The organism is Chryseobacterium indologenes, assembly GCA_016025055.1.
GTDB lineage: Bacteria > Bacteroidota > Bacteroidia > Flavobacteriales > Weeksellaceae > Chryseobacterium > Chryseobacterium indologenes.
Window position 1 is genome coordinate 2,547,696 of the sequence record CP065590.1, and the last position, 16,142, is coordinate 2,563,837.

The 16,142-nt window shown below is 36.1% G+C and carries 13 protein-coding genes and 1 pseudogene; 12 read left to right on the top strand and 2 right to left on the bottom strand.

Translation table 11 applies throughout. From position 1 onward, the window contains the following. Positions 1-120: 120 nt before the first annotated feature. The 8 genes and pseudogenes from H3Z85_11620 (at position 121) to H3Z85_11655 (ending at position 11,072) form a co-directional block, all read left to right on the top strand. Positions 121-303 (top strand): hypothetical protein, encoded by a 183-nt coding sequence (locus H3Z85_11620; protein QPQ50203.1) that lies wholly within the window; start codon positions 121-123, stop codon positions 301-303. An 11-nt stretch (positions 304-314) separates the two neighbouring features. After that, a complete protein-coding gene (locus tag H3Z85_11625) occupies positions 315-2,495 on the top strand; it encodes a prolyl oligopeptidase family serine peptidase (GenBank protein ID QPQ50204.1) in 2,181 nt (726 codons plus the stop codon). A 1-nt stretch (position 2,496) separates the two neighbouring features. Further along, a pseudogene (locus H3Z85_11630) lies at positions 2,497-4,685 on the top strand (lantibiotic dehydratase family protein). An 8-nt stretch (positions 4,686-4,693) separates the two neighbouring features. Next, positions 4,694-5,539, top strand: a complete 846-nt coding sequence (locus H3Z85_11635; protein QPQ50205.1) for a lantibiotic dehydratase — start codon at positions 4,694-4,696, stop codon at positions 5,537-5,539. A gap of 95 nt (positions 5,540-5,634) precedes the next feature. Continuing rightward, positions 5,635-7,389 carry an alkaline phosphatase D family protein gene (locus tag H3Z85_11640; protein ID QPQ50206.1) on the top strand — a complete coding sequence of 585 codons (1,755 nt, stop codon included), beginning with the start codon at positions 5,635-5,637 and terminating at the stop codon, positions 7,387-7,389. A gap of 98 nt (positions 7,390-7,487) precedes the next feature. Further along, on the top strand, positions 7,488-8,174 hold the full coding sequence (locus tag H3Z85_11645; GenBank protein QPQ50207.1) for a hypothetical protein: 687 nt from the start codon (positions 7,488-7,490) through the stop codon (positions 8,172-8,174). Between the two features lie 259 nt (positions 8,175-8,433). Continuing rightward, positions 8,434-10,014, top strand: a complete 1,581-nt coding sequence (locus H3Z85_11650) for a Na+/H+ antiporter (protein ID QPQ50208.1) — start codon at positions 8,434-8,436, stop codon at positions 10,012-10,014. 11 nt (positions 10,015-10,025) lie between these two features. Continuing rightward, on the top strand, positions 10,026-11,072 hold the full coding sequence (locus tag H3Z85_11655) for an MBL fold metallo-hydrolase (protein ID QPQ50209.1): 1,047 nt from the start codon (positions 10,026-10,028) through the stop codon (positions 11,070-11,072). Between the two features lie 52 nt (positions 11,073-11,124). On the opposite strand, the gene H3Z85_11660 is transcribed toward H3Z85_11655, so the two are convergent. Then, positions 11,125-11,964, bottom strand: coding sequence for a DUF4822 domain-containing protein (locus H3Z85_11660; GenBank protein QPQ50210.1), 840 nt, complete (start codon positions 11,962-11,964; stop codon positions 11,125-11,127). A 422-nt stretch (positions 11,965-12,386) separates the two neighbouring features. Between H3Z85_11660 and H3Z85_11665 the strand changes: the two genes are divergently transcribed. The 3 genes from H3Z85_11665 (at position 12,387) to H3Z85_11675 (ending at position 14,607) form a co-directional block, all read left to right on the top strand. After that, positions 12,387-13,100 carry a DUF434 domain-containing protein gene (locus tag H3Z85_11665; GenBank protein QPQ50211.1) on the top strand — a complete coding sequence of 238 codons (714 nt, stop codon included), beginning with the start codon at positions 12,387-12,389 and terminating at the stop codon, positions 13,098-13,100. A gap of 1 nt (position 13,101) precedes the next feature. Continuing rightward, complete coding sequence (locus H3Z85_11670; protein QPQ50212.1) at positions 13,102-13,752, top strand: hypothetical protein; 651 nt, start codon at positions 13,102-13,104, stop codon at positions 13,750-13,752. 69 nt (positions 13,753-13,821) lie between these two features. Further along, positions 13,822-14,607 carry a TatD family hydrolase gene (locus H3Z85_11675; protein QPQ50213.1) on the top strand — a complete coding sequence of 262 codons (786 nt, stop codon included), beginning with the start codon at positions 13,822-13,824 and terminating at the stop codon, positions 14,605-14,607. Positions 14,608-14,682: 75 nt separating this feature from the next. Here the strand turns inward: H3Z85_11675 and deoD are convergent, their stop codons facing one another. Next, positions 14,683-15,393 (bottom strand): purine-nucleoside phosphorylase, encoded by a 711-nt coding sequence (gene deoD, locus H3Z85_11680; protein QPQ50214.1) that lies wholly within the window; start codon positions 15,391-15,393, stop codon positions 14,683-14,685. Positions 15,394-15,670: 277 nt separating this feature from the next. Here deoD and H3Z85_11685 point away from each other — a divergent pair, with 277 nt between their 5' ends. Then, the gene (locus H3Z85_11685) at positions 15,671-16,060 is read left to right on the top strand and encodes a VOC family protein (GenBank protein ID QPQ50215.1); all 390 of its coding nucleotides are present in this window, start codon (positions 15,671-15,673) and stop codon (positions 16,058-16,060) included. Positions 16,061-16,142 lie beyond the last annotated feature (82 nt).

The following is a 16,142-nucleotide window of genomic DNA, read 5'->3' on the forward strand; positions in this document are numbered from 1 at the left end:
CTTATTTTCAATACTTTATATTGTTTGTTGTATGTTATTGATTTATAAATTCGTAAGCCCTTTTCATTGTTGATTTGAAAAATATCCTTTTATTTGTGTTAAAATTTAAAATAAATTTAGATGAAAAAATCAGTTAAACAAGAAAAAAAATTATCGTTGAAGAAAGTACAAATTATGAAAATTAACGATATGAAAGTAATTAAAGGTGGATATAATGCAGGTAATAATGGTAGTATGGCTATTGATAGTGATGGCGATGACGATCAGACACCAACTCCATTAAGAAATACTCATGTAAAATAACTAACTTATTTATGAGGCCCTTATTTTTCATTACTTGCTTTTCTTCTTTCCTCTTTCATGCTCAACAATCAAATTTACCTCCATCAGTGCGTGCTACAGATGAATATTTTGGAGTTAAAATTTCTGACGATTATAGAAATCTGGAAAACCTTGATGATACAAATACTATGAACTGGATGAAGTCCCAGACTTCCTATACAAAATCAGTATTAGACCTTATTCCCAGCAAAAATTATTATTTGAACAAAAGGCTTGAATTTGATAAAAGACAGGGCTATTCTTTGACTAATCTCAAAGTGACAAGTAATGAAAAATATTTTTATTTAAAAAAGAATGATACGGAGAAAGTAGCAAAGTTGTATTCCAGAGAAGGGTTATCAGGAAAAGAAGAATTACTATATGATCCCAGCAGTTATAGAAGTAATGAAAAAACAAATCACGAATTTGTAATCAATTACATAAATCCAAGCTGGGATGGAAGTAAGGTTGCCATCTCAATGGCGGAAAAAGGACAGGAATTGGCAGAAGTTATTGTTCTTGATGTCAAGAAAAAATATATTTATCCTGAAGTTATTGGACAGATTGAGCCCGTAAGTGGCGGAGGCATAAAATGGTTAGATGATAATAGCGGTTTCTTCTATCTTTATTACCCTACTACGGATTCTAAATCCTTAGATTTTTATAAAAATACCCGAACTGTTTTATATAAAATCGGAACAGATCCGAAAAAGATAAATGATGTATTTTCTGCTAAAAATAATCCTGATTTAAATATTATCGACGAACATTTTCCGATGATTGTCGATATTGACAGAGAGGATCCATACTATGTAGGGATGTTAGTAGATTATGAAAGCTATAGAAAAACATTCTTTATCAGTAAAAAAGACTTATTAAATGGTAAGAAAAACTGGAAACCATTATATGATGCTAGTGATAAAGTAAGAAATCTTGATATATGTGGAGATCAGGTATTTTTTTTATCGTCATTTAATACGTCATTTAATCAACTATGCCAAACTAGTATTAACAACCCCAACTTTAAACATCCGGAAATTCTTGTTCCCGAGAAAAAAGACGAGTTTATTAAAAGCTATAAGATTACAAAAGACGGAATCTATTATACTACAACTAAAAATGGGGTAGAAGCAAAATTATACCTGTACAAGGATGGAAAAGATACTCCTATTCAACTTCCATATGCATCTGGAAGTATTAATTTGCAATCTCAGGGAGAAAATTCTTCTGATATCTGGATAATTTGTGCTGGTTGGGCTAATGAAGGCCAACGTTTCAAATATGATGTGAAAAACAATACATTCATTCCTGAAAACTTGTCTCCTGTTGCAAAATATCCCGAATTTGAAGATATTATTGTCAAAGAAATTACTGTAAAAGCAAAAGATGGAGAAGAAATCCCAGTTTCTTTGATTTACAATAAGAATCTTAAGAAAAACGGAAATAATATGGTTTTGATTGATAGTTATGGATCATACGGCCTTTCAATAAACCCATCCTTTTCTACTACTTATTTACTGTGGGTGAATCAAGGAGGAATGGTTGCAGTGGCTCATGTACGAGGTGGTGGTGAAAAAGGAGAAAAGTGGCGCCTAGGTGGTTTAAAAGAAACAAAACCCAATACATGGAGAGATCTGATTGACTGTACTGAATATTTAATCAAAGAAAAATATACTGCAAAAGATAAAGTGGCAATTTGGGGTGCCAGCGCAGGAGGCATTACAGTAGGAAGAGCTATGACCGAAAGGCCTGATTTGTTTAAAGCTGTTATTGCTGAAGTAGGCGTTATGAATCCAATTAGAGATGAAACAACTCCTAATGCCCAGCCAAAAGAATTCGGAACGATAAAAGATCCTAAGGAGTTTAAAGCATTACTCGAGATGGACTCCTACCACCACATTAAAAAGGGAACAAAATATCCTGCTACCTATATTACAGGAGGAATAAATGATCAGAGAGTTGCTGTATGGGAGCCTGTAAAATATGCCGCTAAATTAATGGCTAGTACCACATCTAATAATCCGGTATTACTAAAAATAGATTTTGAAGGCGGACATGCAGGGAATGTACCTGTTGCACAGCGTTATTCGAATATTGGAGAAATGTTTGCGTTTGCATTATGGCAACTTGGCCATCCGGATTATCAACCCAAACAAAAAAATACAGAGAAGTAGAATGCCTCGTTTTCCTTATCAGTTTTTTAATGAGTATATGATGCGTACTCCTTTGTTTTCATATAAAAAATTTTATGAAAAAGTAGGTGGTGAAGAAGTGTCAGATGAAGAGTTGAGAGAAATTTTTAATGATAAGGTATTTCAGGAAGCCATTTATTTAGCCTCACCGAACTTGTATGAAGAACTATCTAAATATTTTAGCTCGGAACGGGAAATATCTGCAAAAGAATATCAAAAACTAAAAAATACCATTTTAAAGTATTATAGCCGAATGTGTACTCGTTGTACCCCATTCGGCTTATTTTCTAATGTCAGTATAGGGAATTTTGATGATGTGGTTAGAGAAATATCTGATCATACTGATGATTTAGTTAGAGATACAAGGCTGGATATGCATTTTCTTGTTACTTTGGGACAACATTTTGTAAAGACACAGGAAATAAGACAAAAGCTTTTGTTCTTTCCAAACAGCAGTCTTTATAAACTTGGAAATAAAATCCGGTATATAGAATACCAATATGCAAATGGCAAAAGAGAGTATATCATCTCCTCAGCTCCTCTTTCAGAAGAATTACAGCAAATATTAGAATTTTCAAAAGCAGGAAAAACGATTCAGCAACTTTCAGAAATTCTTGTAAACGAAGAAATAACTTGGGAAGATGCTTTGGATTTTTTGGAAGAACTAGTAGATAATCAGGTTCTTGTAAGCGAACTTGAACCTAATGTTTCAGGAATAGACTTTTTGGAAGCCCTACTCTTAGTTTTACATAGAATTAAAGCAGATAAAGAAATATCTCTTTTACTTTCTGTAAAACAAAAAATAGACGAAATAGACCAGGAAATAGGAAATCATATTTCAAAATATCATGAAATTGAGAAACTTATACAGCCCTTTGAAATACAATATGACCGAAAGTATTTATTCCAGACAGATTTATATTCCAATATTAAATTCACTCTACCAAGGATTTGGAAAAATGAATTGAAGAAGGCGGTTATTTTTTTAAATAAAATACATCAGCCTCAGCAGGGTACTACATTAGAAAAGTTTAAAAAAGCCTTTGCAAAGAGATATGAAACACGGGAAGTTTCTCTAAGCCTTGCTCTTGATACTGAAGCCGGTATCGGATATAAGCAGAATAGTGCCATAAAAGGGATTCATCCGTATTTGGAAGATGTAAAGATTTCTAATTCAAAGAAAGGTCAAAATAGTACTATTATTCTTAATCCTATACAGAAAATTCTCAATGAGAAACTACAAAGTGCTTTGTTAGAAAGCCAATATACAATAGAATTGTCTGATGAAGACTTTAAAGATTTTGAAGAAAACTGGAATAATTTGCCCGATACGATCTCTTTTCTGGCAGAAATTGTTTCAGACAATAGTCAGGAGAAACTATTTATAAATAGTCATACAGGAAGTAGTGCTGCTAATTTTTCTGGAAGATTTTGTTCAGAAAAATCAAAAATAGAAGCTTTAACAAAAGTAATTACAAAAAAGAAGAAGAACTGAATCCTGAATATATTTTAGCTGAAATAATTCATTTACCGGAAGCAAGAATAGGAAATGTAATTCGAAGACCTACTTTAAGACAATATGAAATTCCATATCTTGCCCAATCGGTTTTAAATAAAGAAAATCAGATATCGGTAGATGATTTGTATATTTCTTTGAAGAATGACGATATTATTTTACGATCTAAAAAGCTTAATAAAGAAGTACGGCCTTATTTAACAAACGCTCATAATTATTTTACTAATTCCTTACCCGTTTATCATTTTCTTTCTGATTTATATTCACAAAATGCAGACCCGAAACTATATTTAGATTGGGGAAGTTTAGATCAGATCTATAAATTTCTGCCAAGGGTAGAATATAATAATATCATTCTTTCAAAAGCTCGGTGGAAAATTACAGAAAAGGATATTGCTCATCTTGATGCCATGATTCCGGATAAAAAACTTTTTTTAGCTGAATTGAAAAACTGGAGAACAAAAAGAAAAATTAAACCCTGGATTCAGTGGGCAAAGTTTGATAATACATTAACAATGAATCTGGAAAATTATGATATGGCAAAACTTTTTATTCAAACTATAAAAAGTGAAAAGTCGATCAATATTGAAGAGTTTCTGTACAATGAAAATTGTGACTTTAGATATGAATTTGTCTTTCCTATGTATAAAAATTAAAAATTATAATGGTGTCCCAGAGACAATTTTTTCCCGGAAGTGAATGGCTGTATATTAAAATTTATACAGGAGTAAAAACTGCTGATATTATTTTGGAAGAAGCTATTGCTTTTTTTATAGAAGATCTTCAAAAAAATAATCATATCTCAAAATGGTTTTTCATTCGTTATACTGATCCGGAGCCACACCTAAGAATAAGGCTGAAGGTCAGTAATATAAATAATTACAATACAATTTTTGAAAAAATCAATGATGCCTTAAAGGAATATACAGAAAGTGGAGAAATCTCCAATATTATTGTAGATACTTACAATAGGGAAATAGAGAGATATGGAGAAAATACAATGGATGATGCCGAAACCTTATTCCAAAACAATAGCGAATTTACTCTGCAGTGCTTGCATTATGATGATGAGGAAAAAATTATTGTTTCTATGTATTATATTGATCAGACTCTCGACGAAATCAATCTTACTATTCCGGAGAAACTAGGATGGATCAGGAATTTCAATAATGTTTTTAAACAAGAGTTTAATGCAGATAAAAAACTCAATTCACAATTAGATAAAAAGTATAGAGAATTCAAATTAAAATTTGTTGATTTTCTTACTTCTGAAGAATTTTCTAAAGAACGGGAATATATTATTAATATTCTGGCAGGCAATCTTGCATTTCAAAATATTATCAACCATAATGAAAACCAATCTTTAGGAATGTCCTTACAGGTTTTTTTTCAAAGTATATTTCATATGAATATCAACAGACTTTTCATATCTGATCAAAGATTATTTGAAATGGTAATCTATGACTATCTACTCAGACATTATAAAACTACAATTAATTATCCTTTGTAAACTGTAGTTAAACATCCGTTTAAAAAACCATAAAAAATAATTAAAACTCAGTTAACAGCCTTCTTCTTCAGATACCGTTGCTTTGCAAAAAAGTAATGATGGAAAACAACAACCAATTCAGCAGAAGGAGATTTCTGAAAAATTCATTATTAGCAGCCGGTGGATTTTTTATCGCACCTCTTATTGAAAGCTGTAGTGATGATTTCACCGGTGATGCAGACGCAGCTCCGGACGGGTTAAAAAATTCAGGATTTGAATCCGGGGTAGCCAGTTTTGATCCCGGAGCAACAGGAGTAATTATCTGGACAAGATATTCAGCGGGCTCCAATGCTGAAATTACCTGGGAAATCAGTAAAAATAATACTTTCTCAGAAGTCATAAGACGTGGAAAAGCCAATGCAACGACTGTTAATGATTTTACCATTGCCATTGATGTACAGAATATTCCTTCCCATACAAAATACTATTACAGGTTTTATAACAGAACTACGAAAGAAACCAGTGTTATTGGAGAAACATTGACATTACCATCCAAATCTGATTCCGTGAATGATGTGAAAATGGCCGTCGTTTCCTGTTCTAATTTTCCGGCCGGACTTTTTAACGTCTATGGAGCCATTGCTCAGTCCGAAGCAGATGTTGTGGTGCACCTTGGTGATTACATTTATGAATATGCACCGGGACAATACGGAACCAATCCTTACACCAACCCACTGGGAAGAGCTCATAAGCCCGCTAAAGAAATTCTTACCCTTGATGATTACAGAGAACGATACAGGCAGTACAGAGGAGATAAAAACCTTCAGCTTCTTCACCAGAAAAAACCATTTATCTGTGTTTGGGATGACCACGAATTTGCCAACGATACTTATAAAACCGGAGCAGAAAATCATCAGCCGGACGAAGGCGATTTTCAGGCAAGAAAAATGGCGGCATTCCAGGCATACAGCGAGTACATTCCCTTAAAAACCGGAAAAGATCTTAGAATTTACAGAAGTTTTAATTTCGGAAATATACTTTCCCTTTACATGATGGATACAAGAGTGATTGCAAGGGACAAACAAATGGAATATTCAGATTATCTGGATAGTTCAGGAAACTTTAAACAGGCAGAGTTTCAGACAGACTTTCTAAGTACAGGCAGAAAACTGATCGGAAGTGAGCAAATGGCCTGGCTGGGATCTCAGATTAATACAGATACAGCGAAATGGAAAGTGCTGGGGCAACAGATCCTCATGACCAAAATGTTGGTTCCTGCCGAATTATTGATGCTGCTCAATCAGATTCTGGGTGAAATAAAAAAGTATGGAAGTGCACAGCCTGCAACAATGCAGGCCCTTCAGACCACATTGGCCCAATTGATTGTTATCAAAAAAAGATATCAGCAGCAAGATCCGGCTTTAACACCACAGGAAATCGCCAGAATAAAAACCACTCTCCCTTACAATCTGGACGCATGGGATGGCTACTTTATGGAAAGAGAACAACTTTATTCTATTTTGGCGGGGAAGAATGTAGTCGTTCTGGCAGGAGATACACACAATGCATGGTTGGGTAAACTCAACAACGCACAGGGAAATTTCATTGGAACAGAATTGGCATGCAGCTCAGTCTCTTCACCCGGATTAGAAGGCTATCTGGGAATTAGCTCCGATCCTGCTAAAGCTCAGGAACTGGCTCAGGCATTTTCGTTACTGATCGATGACCTTGAGTATGCTAACCTTCATAAAAGAGGTTATCTGCATATAAAGTTTACTCCAGGAAGCGCTCAGGCAGAATGGAGGTTCGTAGACAATGTCTTTTCCGAAACTTATAATACCACTACTGAAAAAACACATAGTATATCATAGTTTTAAGAACATCTTTATTTTAATTTTGTACAAAAAGAGCTGCAGCACTATTGCAGCTCTTTTTTGTTTTTATAGTCTTTTTTTCATATCTTGAGATTATGCAAGAATATGTAGAGAAAGAATTTTTACCACTGGAATCAAAACCCTGGTGGATCATAACGTGGCTGATCAGGATTTTTTGCCCGATTTTTTTATTGGTGGCTATTGTAATGTTTCTGGTATTCCCGTTTCTGTTGGCCAAGAACGTAACAGCTTTTATCATACTTGCCTTGGTATATTATCCGGCGTTGATTTACATCGGTTATCGTTTATTCCGTCAGGGTAAAAAAGCTTCCGCAGAAAGGGTGACTAAAATTCTGGTAGATAATGAAGGACTTCACTATTATAAAATAAACGGAAGTAAAGAAGAAATTCTTTACAGTCAGATTCAGGGGTGGAGCCTTGCCGATGTGTATGATGTCGGGGTAGCGCAAAAAGTTAAAACCTGGTTTCTGAAATTAAGGTATGATGATGACGTTGTTGAGGTTGATTTTGGTAAAATAGATCCCGGATTTAGCTATTACACCGGCAATAAAAGGGCACTCAGAAGAAAATTTATTCAGGGAATTGTCTATTTCAGACCAGATCTAAGAGTAGATCCTTTCGTATTCGATGCCTTTTACATCAATCCTGAAAACTTCCGGTTTAATGCCCTACAGTACTGGAAAAGTATACTCGGCACAGTTGCATTGATGTTGGGACTTATTATGGTATTTACTCTTTTGGTGATATGGCTGGTAAAATAAGACCTAGCAGAAAAATAAAATGTCGTTCTCTCAGTATAGTTGACTTAGATATTTTTATAAAGATCTGTGTAATCCGCCTGACCTGAGACAAAAATAAATTAAATTTTATCTTACAATATTTCAATTTAATTACTACCAGGTAAAAACCAAATTGTTAAAAAAATAACATTTTCCGAATCTATTGCTTATATTTATTTTTCTATTGAGATTAAAACCAAATAAAATATATCATTAGGTTTAAAAATTAATTGAAAAGACAATGGTGGAAAATTTTATTTATTACTTAGGACTCGTCCTCGTAATCATTGGCTCTATTATGCTGGCCAATCGTTTGAAAGTTGCATATCCTATTATTCTGGTCATTGCAGGATTACTTATAAGTTTTATTCCCGGTTTGCCTGTTATCAAAATTGATCCTGAACTGATCTTCATTATTTTTCTGCCACCCCTTTTATATGAGGCCGCTTTTGCCGTTTCATGGAAAGAAATATGGAAGCTAAGACGTGTCATTACAAGCTTTGCATTTATCGTGGTTTTTCTTACTGCAATTTCAGTTGCCTTTGTAGCCAATTACTATATTCCGGGGTTTTCTTTGGCTTTAGGTTTTGTATTGGGAGGCATAGTATCTCCTCCGGATGCGGTAAGTGCCGGGGCGATTTTGAAATTTGTAAAAGTTCCTAAAAATGTTTCTACAGTTTTAGAAGGAGAAAGCCTTTTCAATGATGCCTCTTCTTTGATTATATTCAGGTTTGCCATGGTGGCTGTCGCTACAGGCCAGTTTTTATGGCAGGACGCTCTTGCAAGCTTTGGATGGATGATCTTCGGAGGATTGGGAATAGGTGTGTTGCTTGCCTATATCTTTTTGAAGATCGAAAAAATATTCCCTACAGATGTCAATATGGATGCGATATTAAGTCTTGTAGCACCTTATGTGATGTATATTGCTGCAGAAGAAGTTCATGCTTCCGGAGTATTGGCCGTAGTAAGCGGCGGATTGTTTCTTTCGGTCAGGAGACATGAGATCTTCAGAACCCCGGAATCAAGATTGAAAGGATCCAACGTATGGGAAAGCTTTGTATTTTTAATCAATGGAATTGTATTTTTATTAATAGGATTAGATCTCCCTGAAATTATGGTGGGGCTACGTAAAGAAGGAGTAAGCTTTTCAGATGCCGTCAATTATAGTCTCGTGATTACGGCAGTATTGATTGTAGTCCGGTTTCTGGCTTCTTTTGGGGCGGTATTTACAACAATGATAATGCGGAATTATATCAACGTTGCAGACAGAAGCCCGGGGATGAAACTTCCCGTTCTGATGGGCTGGACGGGAATGCGCGGAGTGGTTTCCCTGGCAGCCGCATTATCCATCCCGGTACTGATGGATAACGGACAACCCTTTCCACATCGTGATCTGATTCTCTTTATTACCTTTGTAGTGATTCTGGTCACATTAATCCTTCAGGGACTTACATTGCCGGCGCTGATCAGGAAGCTCAACTTATCAGATTCCGGAGGAAGGTATTGGTCGAAAGAAGAATCCGAACATTTTCTGCGGAGAGAAATGCGTCGTGTAGCCCTGCATTATCTTAACGAAAACTATAGGGAAAGAAGAGCCGAGAATGAATATTTTAATCGTATGCTTGATCGTTGGGAGAAAGAAGATAAGGAAGACTCCATTCATAAAATGTCTGATGAAGGTAAAAAAATATATTTTGAGGCACTGGAACAGCAACGCATATGGCTTCGCGAAGAAAACAGACGCAATATGAATATAGATGAAGAATACATCAGACATTATTTAACCAGATTGGATATGGAAGAAGAAAGAGTGAGAATGTAAATACCAGAAGAATGAATTTAGTAAAACAACTGGGGCAATTCCCCGATGAAAAAAGAAAAGAATATTTCAGTACACTTCCCAATTATATTAACGGGAAATTCCAGAATATACTTGTCACACCAGCCTTATTAGAAGGTGAAAGCATGACCAAAGCTCTTGTGAGCAGCTTATGCAAAATAGAAAATACATCACCCCGAACAGCTCTTCCTTTTGTAACAACTGATCTCAAAAACCTTACCCGTGAAGAAAATATTCTCGTATGGTTTGGACATAGCTCTTATCTGATACAGATTGATGGTAAAAGATTTTTAATAGATCCGGTTTTCAGTGGAAATGCTTCTCCAATGCCAGGGTCTATCAAAGCTTTCCAGGGTGCAGATTATTATAAACCGGAGCATATGCCTGATATTGATTTCCTCCTTATTTCCCATGATCACTGGGATCATCTGGATTTTAAAACCGTACAGGCCTTAAAAAATCATGTAGGGACTGTCATTTGTGGATTAGGTACCGGTCAGCATTTTGAATACTGGGGCTGGAAACCGGAAAAAATTATTGAAAAAAACTGGTGGGAAAGTATCAGTATTGCAGAAGGTTTCACCATTACGCTGACACCGGCAAGACATTTTTCCGGCAGATTGCTGAACAGGAATATCTCATTATGGACTTCATTCGTATTGAAAACCCCATCCAAAAACCTGTTTCTGGGAGGAGACAGCGGCTATGGAAATCATTTTACCGAAATAGGAGAAAAATACGGACCCTTTGATCTGGCTGTAATGGAGTGCGGACAGTATAACGAGAAATGGCCGTACATCCATTCCTTGCCTGACCAGATTATTACCGAAGTAAAAGAATTGAAGGCGAAAAATTTCATCCCTGTACACCATTCAAAATTTAAATTGTCTCAGCATACCTGGTACGAACCTCTGGAACTGATCTCAAAATATGCAGAAGAAAACCATCAACCCATTACCTTGCCGCTCATCGGTGAAAAAGTAAATCTCGATCACCTGGAGCACACGGTCTGGGAAAAATGGTGGAAAGAATACATATAATTAAACCCCTGTTCGGCTTGAGCAGGGGTTTCTTGTGATCAAAAAAATAATACTATAAAGGTTCCTTATGGTTTACCTTAGTATGGATGATATCATAAAATACAGCCGGATTTGATGCATCAGGCGTTATTCTGTATGTGAATGTCGTTTCGTTGAGAGTCAGAATATCCACGACTCTGGTAAATGTAGGGGTAGTCAGTGTTCTCTTTTTCCCATCCGGAGAAATAGACCATGTCCCTTCAGAGCGTAAAACATCATTTAGCCCGAAGATTTTAAAGGTTCCGTTAGCTTTAAAGTAAGAATATCCTACGTAACCGGCCACTTTATTGTCATTTAATGCCACGCTGTTTCCATCCTTATCTTTGGCACCTGTTGTTTCCCAGGGGGTAGAAGCTAATGTAAGCTGTCCATTGGCAGGTTCAGCATGAGATGTTCTTGTATGGATAATGTCATAATAAACTGAAGGATCTGCAGAATTAGGACGTATTCTGTAAGTAAATTCATTTTTGTTTAAAACAAGAATTTCAACATCACGGGTAAAAATAGTGGTTCCGTCCGGGTTCAGGGAAGAAATAGTTCTTGTTTTTACCTGCGCATCTACAGACCATGTTCCCATCGACCTTAAGACATCAGTCAAATTATAGATCGCAAAGCTTCCATTAGTTTTGAAATAGGCAAAACCTACATATCCCGCAACGCTGGAATCAGTTAATGCCACGCTGTTTCCGTTTTTATCTTTAGCTCCGGTTGTTTCCCATGGTGTGGAAGATAAAACCTGGGAAGGAGTCTGCTGTTCAATAATCATTTCATTGTCATCATTTGAACACGATATAAAAGATGCTGATAAAAGCATTGCTGCAGACAGATAACATAATTTTTTCAGTGTATTCATAAGAGTATTTTTAAGTCTTTTGCAAACATATTCCTTATTGCTGTTTCAAACTTTGTATAAAATATCTCTTTTGTTGTAGAAAACATAGCTTTTCGTTTTTAAGATTTTCAAATCAATAAATCATCTTTTGAGAAATATTAGTAAAAAATTGTCGTAGATACACTCCGTTGCGTTTTCTAATATTTGTAAGGCTATAATTTTCAAACCACATAGGCACATAGAATGACAAAAACTTTTTAATCTTGCATTCGTGGCAAACAATAGACAGATCACAAATTTTACCGAAGATAAAATCCCTGTACCTTAAAAAATGAAGCTTGTTAAAAACCTTGGCGATCCTTTGGCGACAATACAATATTTTGCTTTCAACTTAATTAAGATGTAGGTTTTCCTATTTCTTCCTAAAAAAGTATTTTTGAAATATGAATAACAGAAACCGTGGAAAGAATACCGGTGATGATCCCTTGTTAGACTCAGAAAATCAGTTGGGTAAACTCAGAATGGCTGTGCAGGATATGCACTATTTGCTGACAAGAGGTTATCCAGAAAAAGCAACATCCGAACTGGTAGGAAACCGATACAGGTTAAAAACAAGACAGGTTCAGGCGTTGAGGGGAGCTTCAGCATCTGAGCATCAGCTGACCACCAGGAAAACAAAAGAATTGAATGCTTCAGATTTACAGGACAAAATAGTTTATCTCGATGGGTTCAATGTCCTGATATTGTTAGAAAGTTGGCTTTCGGGAGCTTATATTTTTAAAGGGCTGGACGGATGTTTACGTGATCTTTCAGGTGTTCACGGTACATATAAAAGGGTTCATCAGACCCTGCAGGCGATTGAACTGGTGGCAGCTTTTCATGTGGAGAATAAAATCCGGAAAATAGTCTGGATTTTTGATCAGCCGGTTTCCAACAGTGGCAGAATTAAACAAATGATTCTAGACTTTTCCAAAGAAAACAATCTCAACTGGGAGGCTGAGCTTCAATACAATCCAGATAAATTTTTATCCGAAAGTTCAGAAATTATTATTTCCTCAGATGCTTGGATTCTGGATCATTGCAAAGAATGGTTTAACCTTGTCGGGTATCTGATTGAGAAAGAAAATTTATCGGTGAATCTGGTGAAAACATACTGAAATGAATCTGATAAAAAAATATATTCCCTTTATTTCAAAGGAGTGGAAAGAAAAATATCTGGCTGTACTGGCAGAAGAGCATCTAAATAGTTTGAAAAGCAATATTGAAAAATATCAAGCTGGTATTTTGGAATATGACCTGCCTTACTTTAATGAAGAAATAAAAATCAACAGGCAGGAAATCTTCGAAAACTTTATAGGTATTCTTGGAAATGATCAGTCCGATGAGGTAAAAGCACAAATTTTAGAGACAATTCCGTTTGAAGACTGGCTTATTCTCTTAGGTCAGAGACTGACATCAGCAAGTATTCGCGATGAAAATGCAGCTCCTCCCGTTAAACCAGTTTTGATAAAAGCCTGTCTGGAACCTTTTAACAATGAAATTACCATTGCCCAGAGAGCCTGGGAAAAACATATCGGAAGAATGGATGATGACTTCTGGGGTGAAATCAAAGGAAATAATCAGCAAAAGCAGGAAAAAGTGATGGCTAAAATCTATGATATTCTTGAACACCAAACCTGGTGGAATGTATTCTTCCACTATAAACACGGCCTTGTTTTTGAAGTCAGAGAAAAAGAAGGACACGGCCTGCGCTGGAGTCATGGCGGAACAAAGCTCATCGGTTTTCTCGAAAAATTTATCAATGAATAACTGAATACCGTAAAAAGGTTGCGTACTAACCTGGTAGCTTTGCTGCAAAATATAATAAATCAGTAAAAAATGAACACTTACATCGATATTGGCATTAATCTGACCAATAAACAGTTCTGTAATGAACATGATGAAATTATCAACAGGGCCTTGGATCAAGGGGTAGATCATATGATTCTCACGGGAACAAGCGTACGAGGCAGCAAAGAGTCTGCTCAAATCGCAGAAGAATACCGGGATATTTTATTTTCAACAGCCGGAATACATCCTCATGACGCTAAATCATTGACTGACCAAAGCATCAGGGAGCTTAAAAACCTTTTGGAACAAGATCACGTTATTTCTGTAGGAGAGTGCGGGCTTGATTTTGACCGCGATTTTTCTCCGAGGCCCATACAGGAAAAATGTTATAAAGCACAACTTGAGCTGGCCATAGAAGTCAATAAACCTCTTTTTCTACACGAAAGAGCAGCCTTTAAAAGGTTGAATGAAATAACAGACGAATATATTTCACAATTACCGGAAGCTGCAGTTCATTGTTTCACCGGAACTTTGGATGAAGCAAAAATATACCTGGATAAAGGATTTTACCTTGGGTTTACCGGGGCTATCAGCGACGAAAGAAGATTTAAGCATCTGGAAGAGGTGATCAGGTATGTTCCGCTCGATAGAATGATGATTGAAACCGATGCTCCGTTCATGCTTCCGAAAAATATGCCCAGAATACAGAACAGGAGAAATGAGCCCTCATTTTTGCCCTATGTGGCACAAACAATTGCCCGTTTAAAAAGAATAGAAATTTCCGAAGTTGCAGACGAAACCACAGAAACTGCCAGACAGTTTTTCAGAATATAAAAAGAGCTCTACACTAAAGTAAAGCTCTTTTTTTATAGCAGTTTGCGCATTCTCCTGGCCGGCGTCCCGGACTTCTTATAAACTCTTGATTGCCGATTCCAAAGCCAGTTCCATCATTGGATTCAAAGCTTTTTCTCTTTGGTCAGCTGAGATTTTTTCGTGAGTAGGAATGATATCCGTTACCGTAAGAATCGTTGCGGCATTTTTTCCTAAGTGCTGTGCATTGGCAAACAATCCGAAAGCTTCCATCTCTACTGCAGGGCAGTTGTATTTTGTAGCAATTTCAGGAGTAGCAGGATCTTTTCTGTAGAAAATATCACTACTGTGGATGTTGATTGCTTTGGCATTCAATGATAATTCTTTAGCCGTTTCATTGATCGTACTAAAGATATTTCCCTGGTGAGGAAGAATCTCATCTTCAATTCCCCAAGCGTATTTAGCATAAGTACTTTCGCTGGCAGCATTTTCAATATTTAAAAGATCAAAAAGCTTAAGATCCGTATTATAAGCACCACAAGTTCCGATTCTGATGATGGTTTCTACTTCATATTCTGTATACAGCTCAAAAGAATAGATCCCGATGCTCGGAAAACCCATTCCACTGGCTCCTACAGTGATTTCTTTACCTTTGTAAAGACCGGTATAATACAATATTCCTCTGGTTTTGCTTACCAGTTCAGCATTTTCTAAATAATTTTCAGCAATGTACTGTGCACGAAGCGGATCCCCCGGCTGTAATACTACTTTAGCAATTTCTCCTTTGTTGGCACTGATGTGAATACTCATAATTTTATTTTGACTGCCGCAAAGATAATAACTTTTAGATTGCTGACAGTATTGTCATGACTGAAACAAGATAGGCAAATCATGGCAATAAAATCTACAGGATATTCGGAATAAATATTGTAAATCCTAAAATACAGCAAGACCTTTATAAATTTCATATTCTTTCTGACAAAATGTAAACCCGGTACATACAGAACAAAAACAGAACAATACGGAGCGTGTATCAGGAAGCTCCATCCGTTATTTTTGCTCTATTCAATCAGCTAAAATTTAAAAAATGAAAATTGAACACATCGCTATCTGGGTCAGAGATCTTGAAAAATCAAGAGCTTTCTATCAGAAATATTTCGGAGCTGTTTCCAATGAAAAATATGATAATCCTCTTAAGAAATTTCAGTCTTATTTCCTGAGTTTTGAGAATGGATGCCGTATTGAAATCATGACAAGGCCTGATATTCAGGAAGGGGGAAACTCCTACGATTCCCAACAGTTTGGAATCATACATCTGGCATTTTCAGCAGGAAGCAAAGAAAAAGTCGATGACCTTACCAATCTCCTGAGACAAGATGGGTATACGATTGCCGGAGAACCCCGTACGACAGGAGATGGCTATTATGAAAGTGTAATTCTCGATCCGGAAAATAATATCATTGAAATTGTCGCTTAACTCCTGCCGTGCGTTGTCAAGGTTTAAAATACTGACAACGCACGGTTTCTTGATTAATCAGTTTTTCACATTAAAAAATTCC

Coding starts and splice junctions, on each gene's coding strand:
- H3Z85_11620 (QPQ50203.1), top strand. CDS start 121: ATGAAAAAATCAGTTAAACAAGAAAAAAAATTATCGTTGAAGAAAGTA.
- H3Z85_11625 (QPQ50204.1), top strand. CDS start 315: ATGAGGCCCTTATTTTTCATTACTTGCTTTTCTTCTTTCCTCTTTCAT.
- H3Z85_11635 (QPQ50205.1), top strand. CDS start 4,694: ATGGTGTCCCAGAGACAATTTTTTCCCGGAAGTGAATGGCTGTATATT.
- H3Z85_11640 (QPQ50206.1), top strand. CDS start 5,635: ATGATGGAAAACAACAACCAATTCAGCAGAAGGAGATTTCTGAAAAAT.
- H3Z85_11645 (QPQ50207.1), top strand. CDS start 7,488: ATGCAAGAATATGTAGAGAAAGAATTTTTACCACTGGAATCAAAACCC.
- H3Z85_11650 (QPQ50208.1), top strand. CDS start 8,434: ATGGTGGAAAATTTTATTTATTACTTAGGACTCGTCCTCGTAATCATT.
- H3Z85_11655 (QPQ50209.1), top strand. CDS start 10,026: ATGAATTTAGTAAAACAACTGGGGCAATTCCCCGATGAAAAAAGAAAA.
- H3Z85_11660 (QPQ50210.1), bottom strand. CDS start 11,964: ATGAATACACTGAAAAAATTATGTTATCTGTCTGCAGCAATGCTTTTA.
- H3Z85_11665 (QPQ50211.1), top strand. CDS start 12,387: ATGAATAACAGAAACCGTGGAAAGAATACCGGTGATGATCCCTTGTTA.
- H3Z85_11670 (QPQ50212.1), top strand. CDS start 13,102: ATGAATCTGATAAAAAAATATATTCCCTTTATTTCAAAGGAGTGGAAA.
- H3Z85_11675 (QPQ50213.1), top strand. CDS start 13,822: ATGAACACTTACATCGATATTGGCATTAATCTGACCAATAAACAGTTC.
- deoD (QPQ50214.1), bottom strand. CDS start 15,393: ATGAGTATTCACATCAGTGCCAACAAAGGAGAAATTGCTAAAGTAGTA.
- H3Z85_11685 (QPQ50215.1), top strand. CDS start 15,671: ATGAAAATTGAACACATCGCTATCTGGGTCAGAGATCTTGAAAAATCA.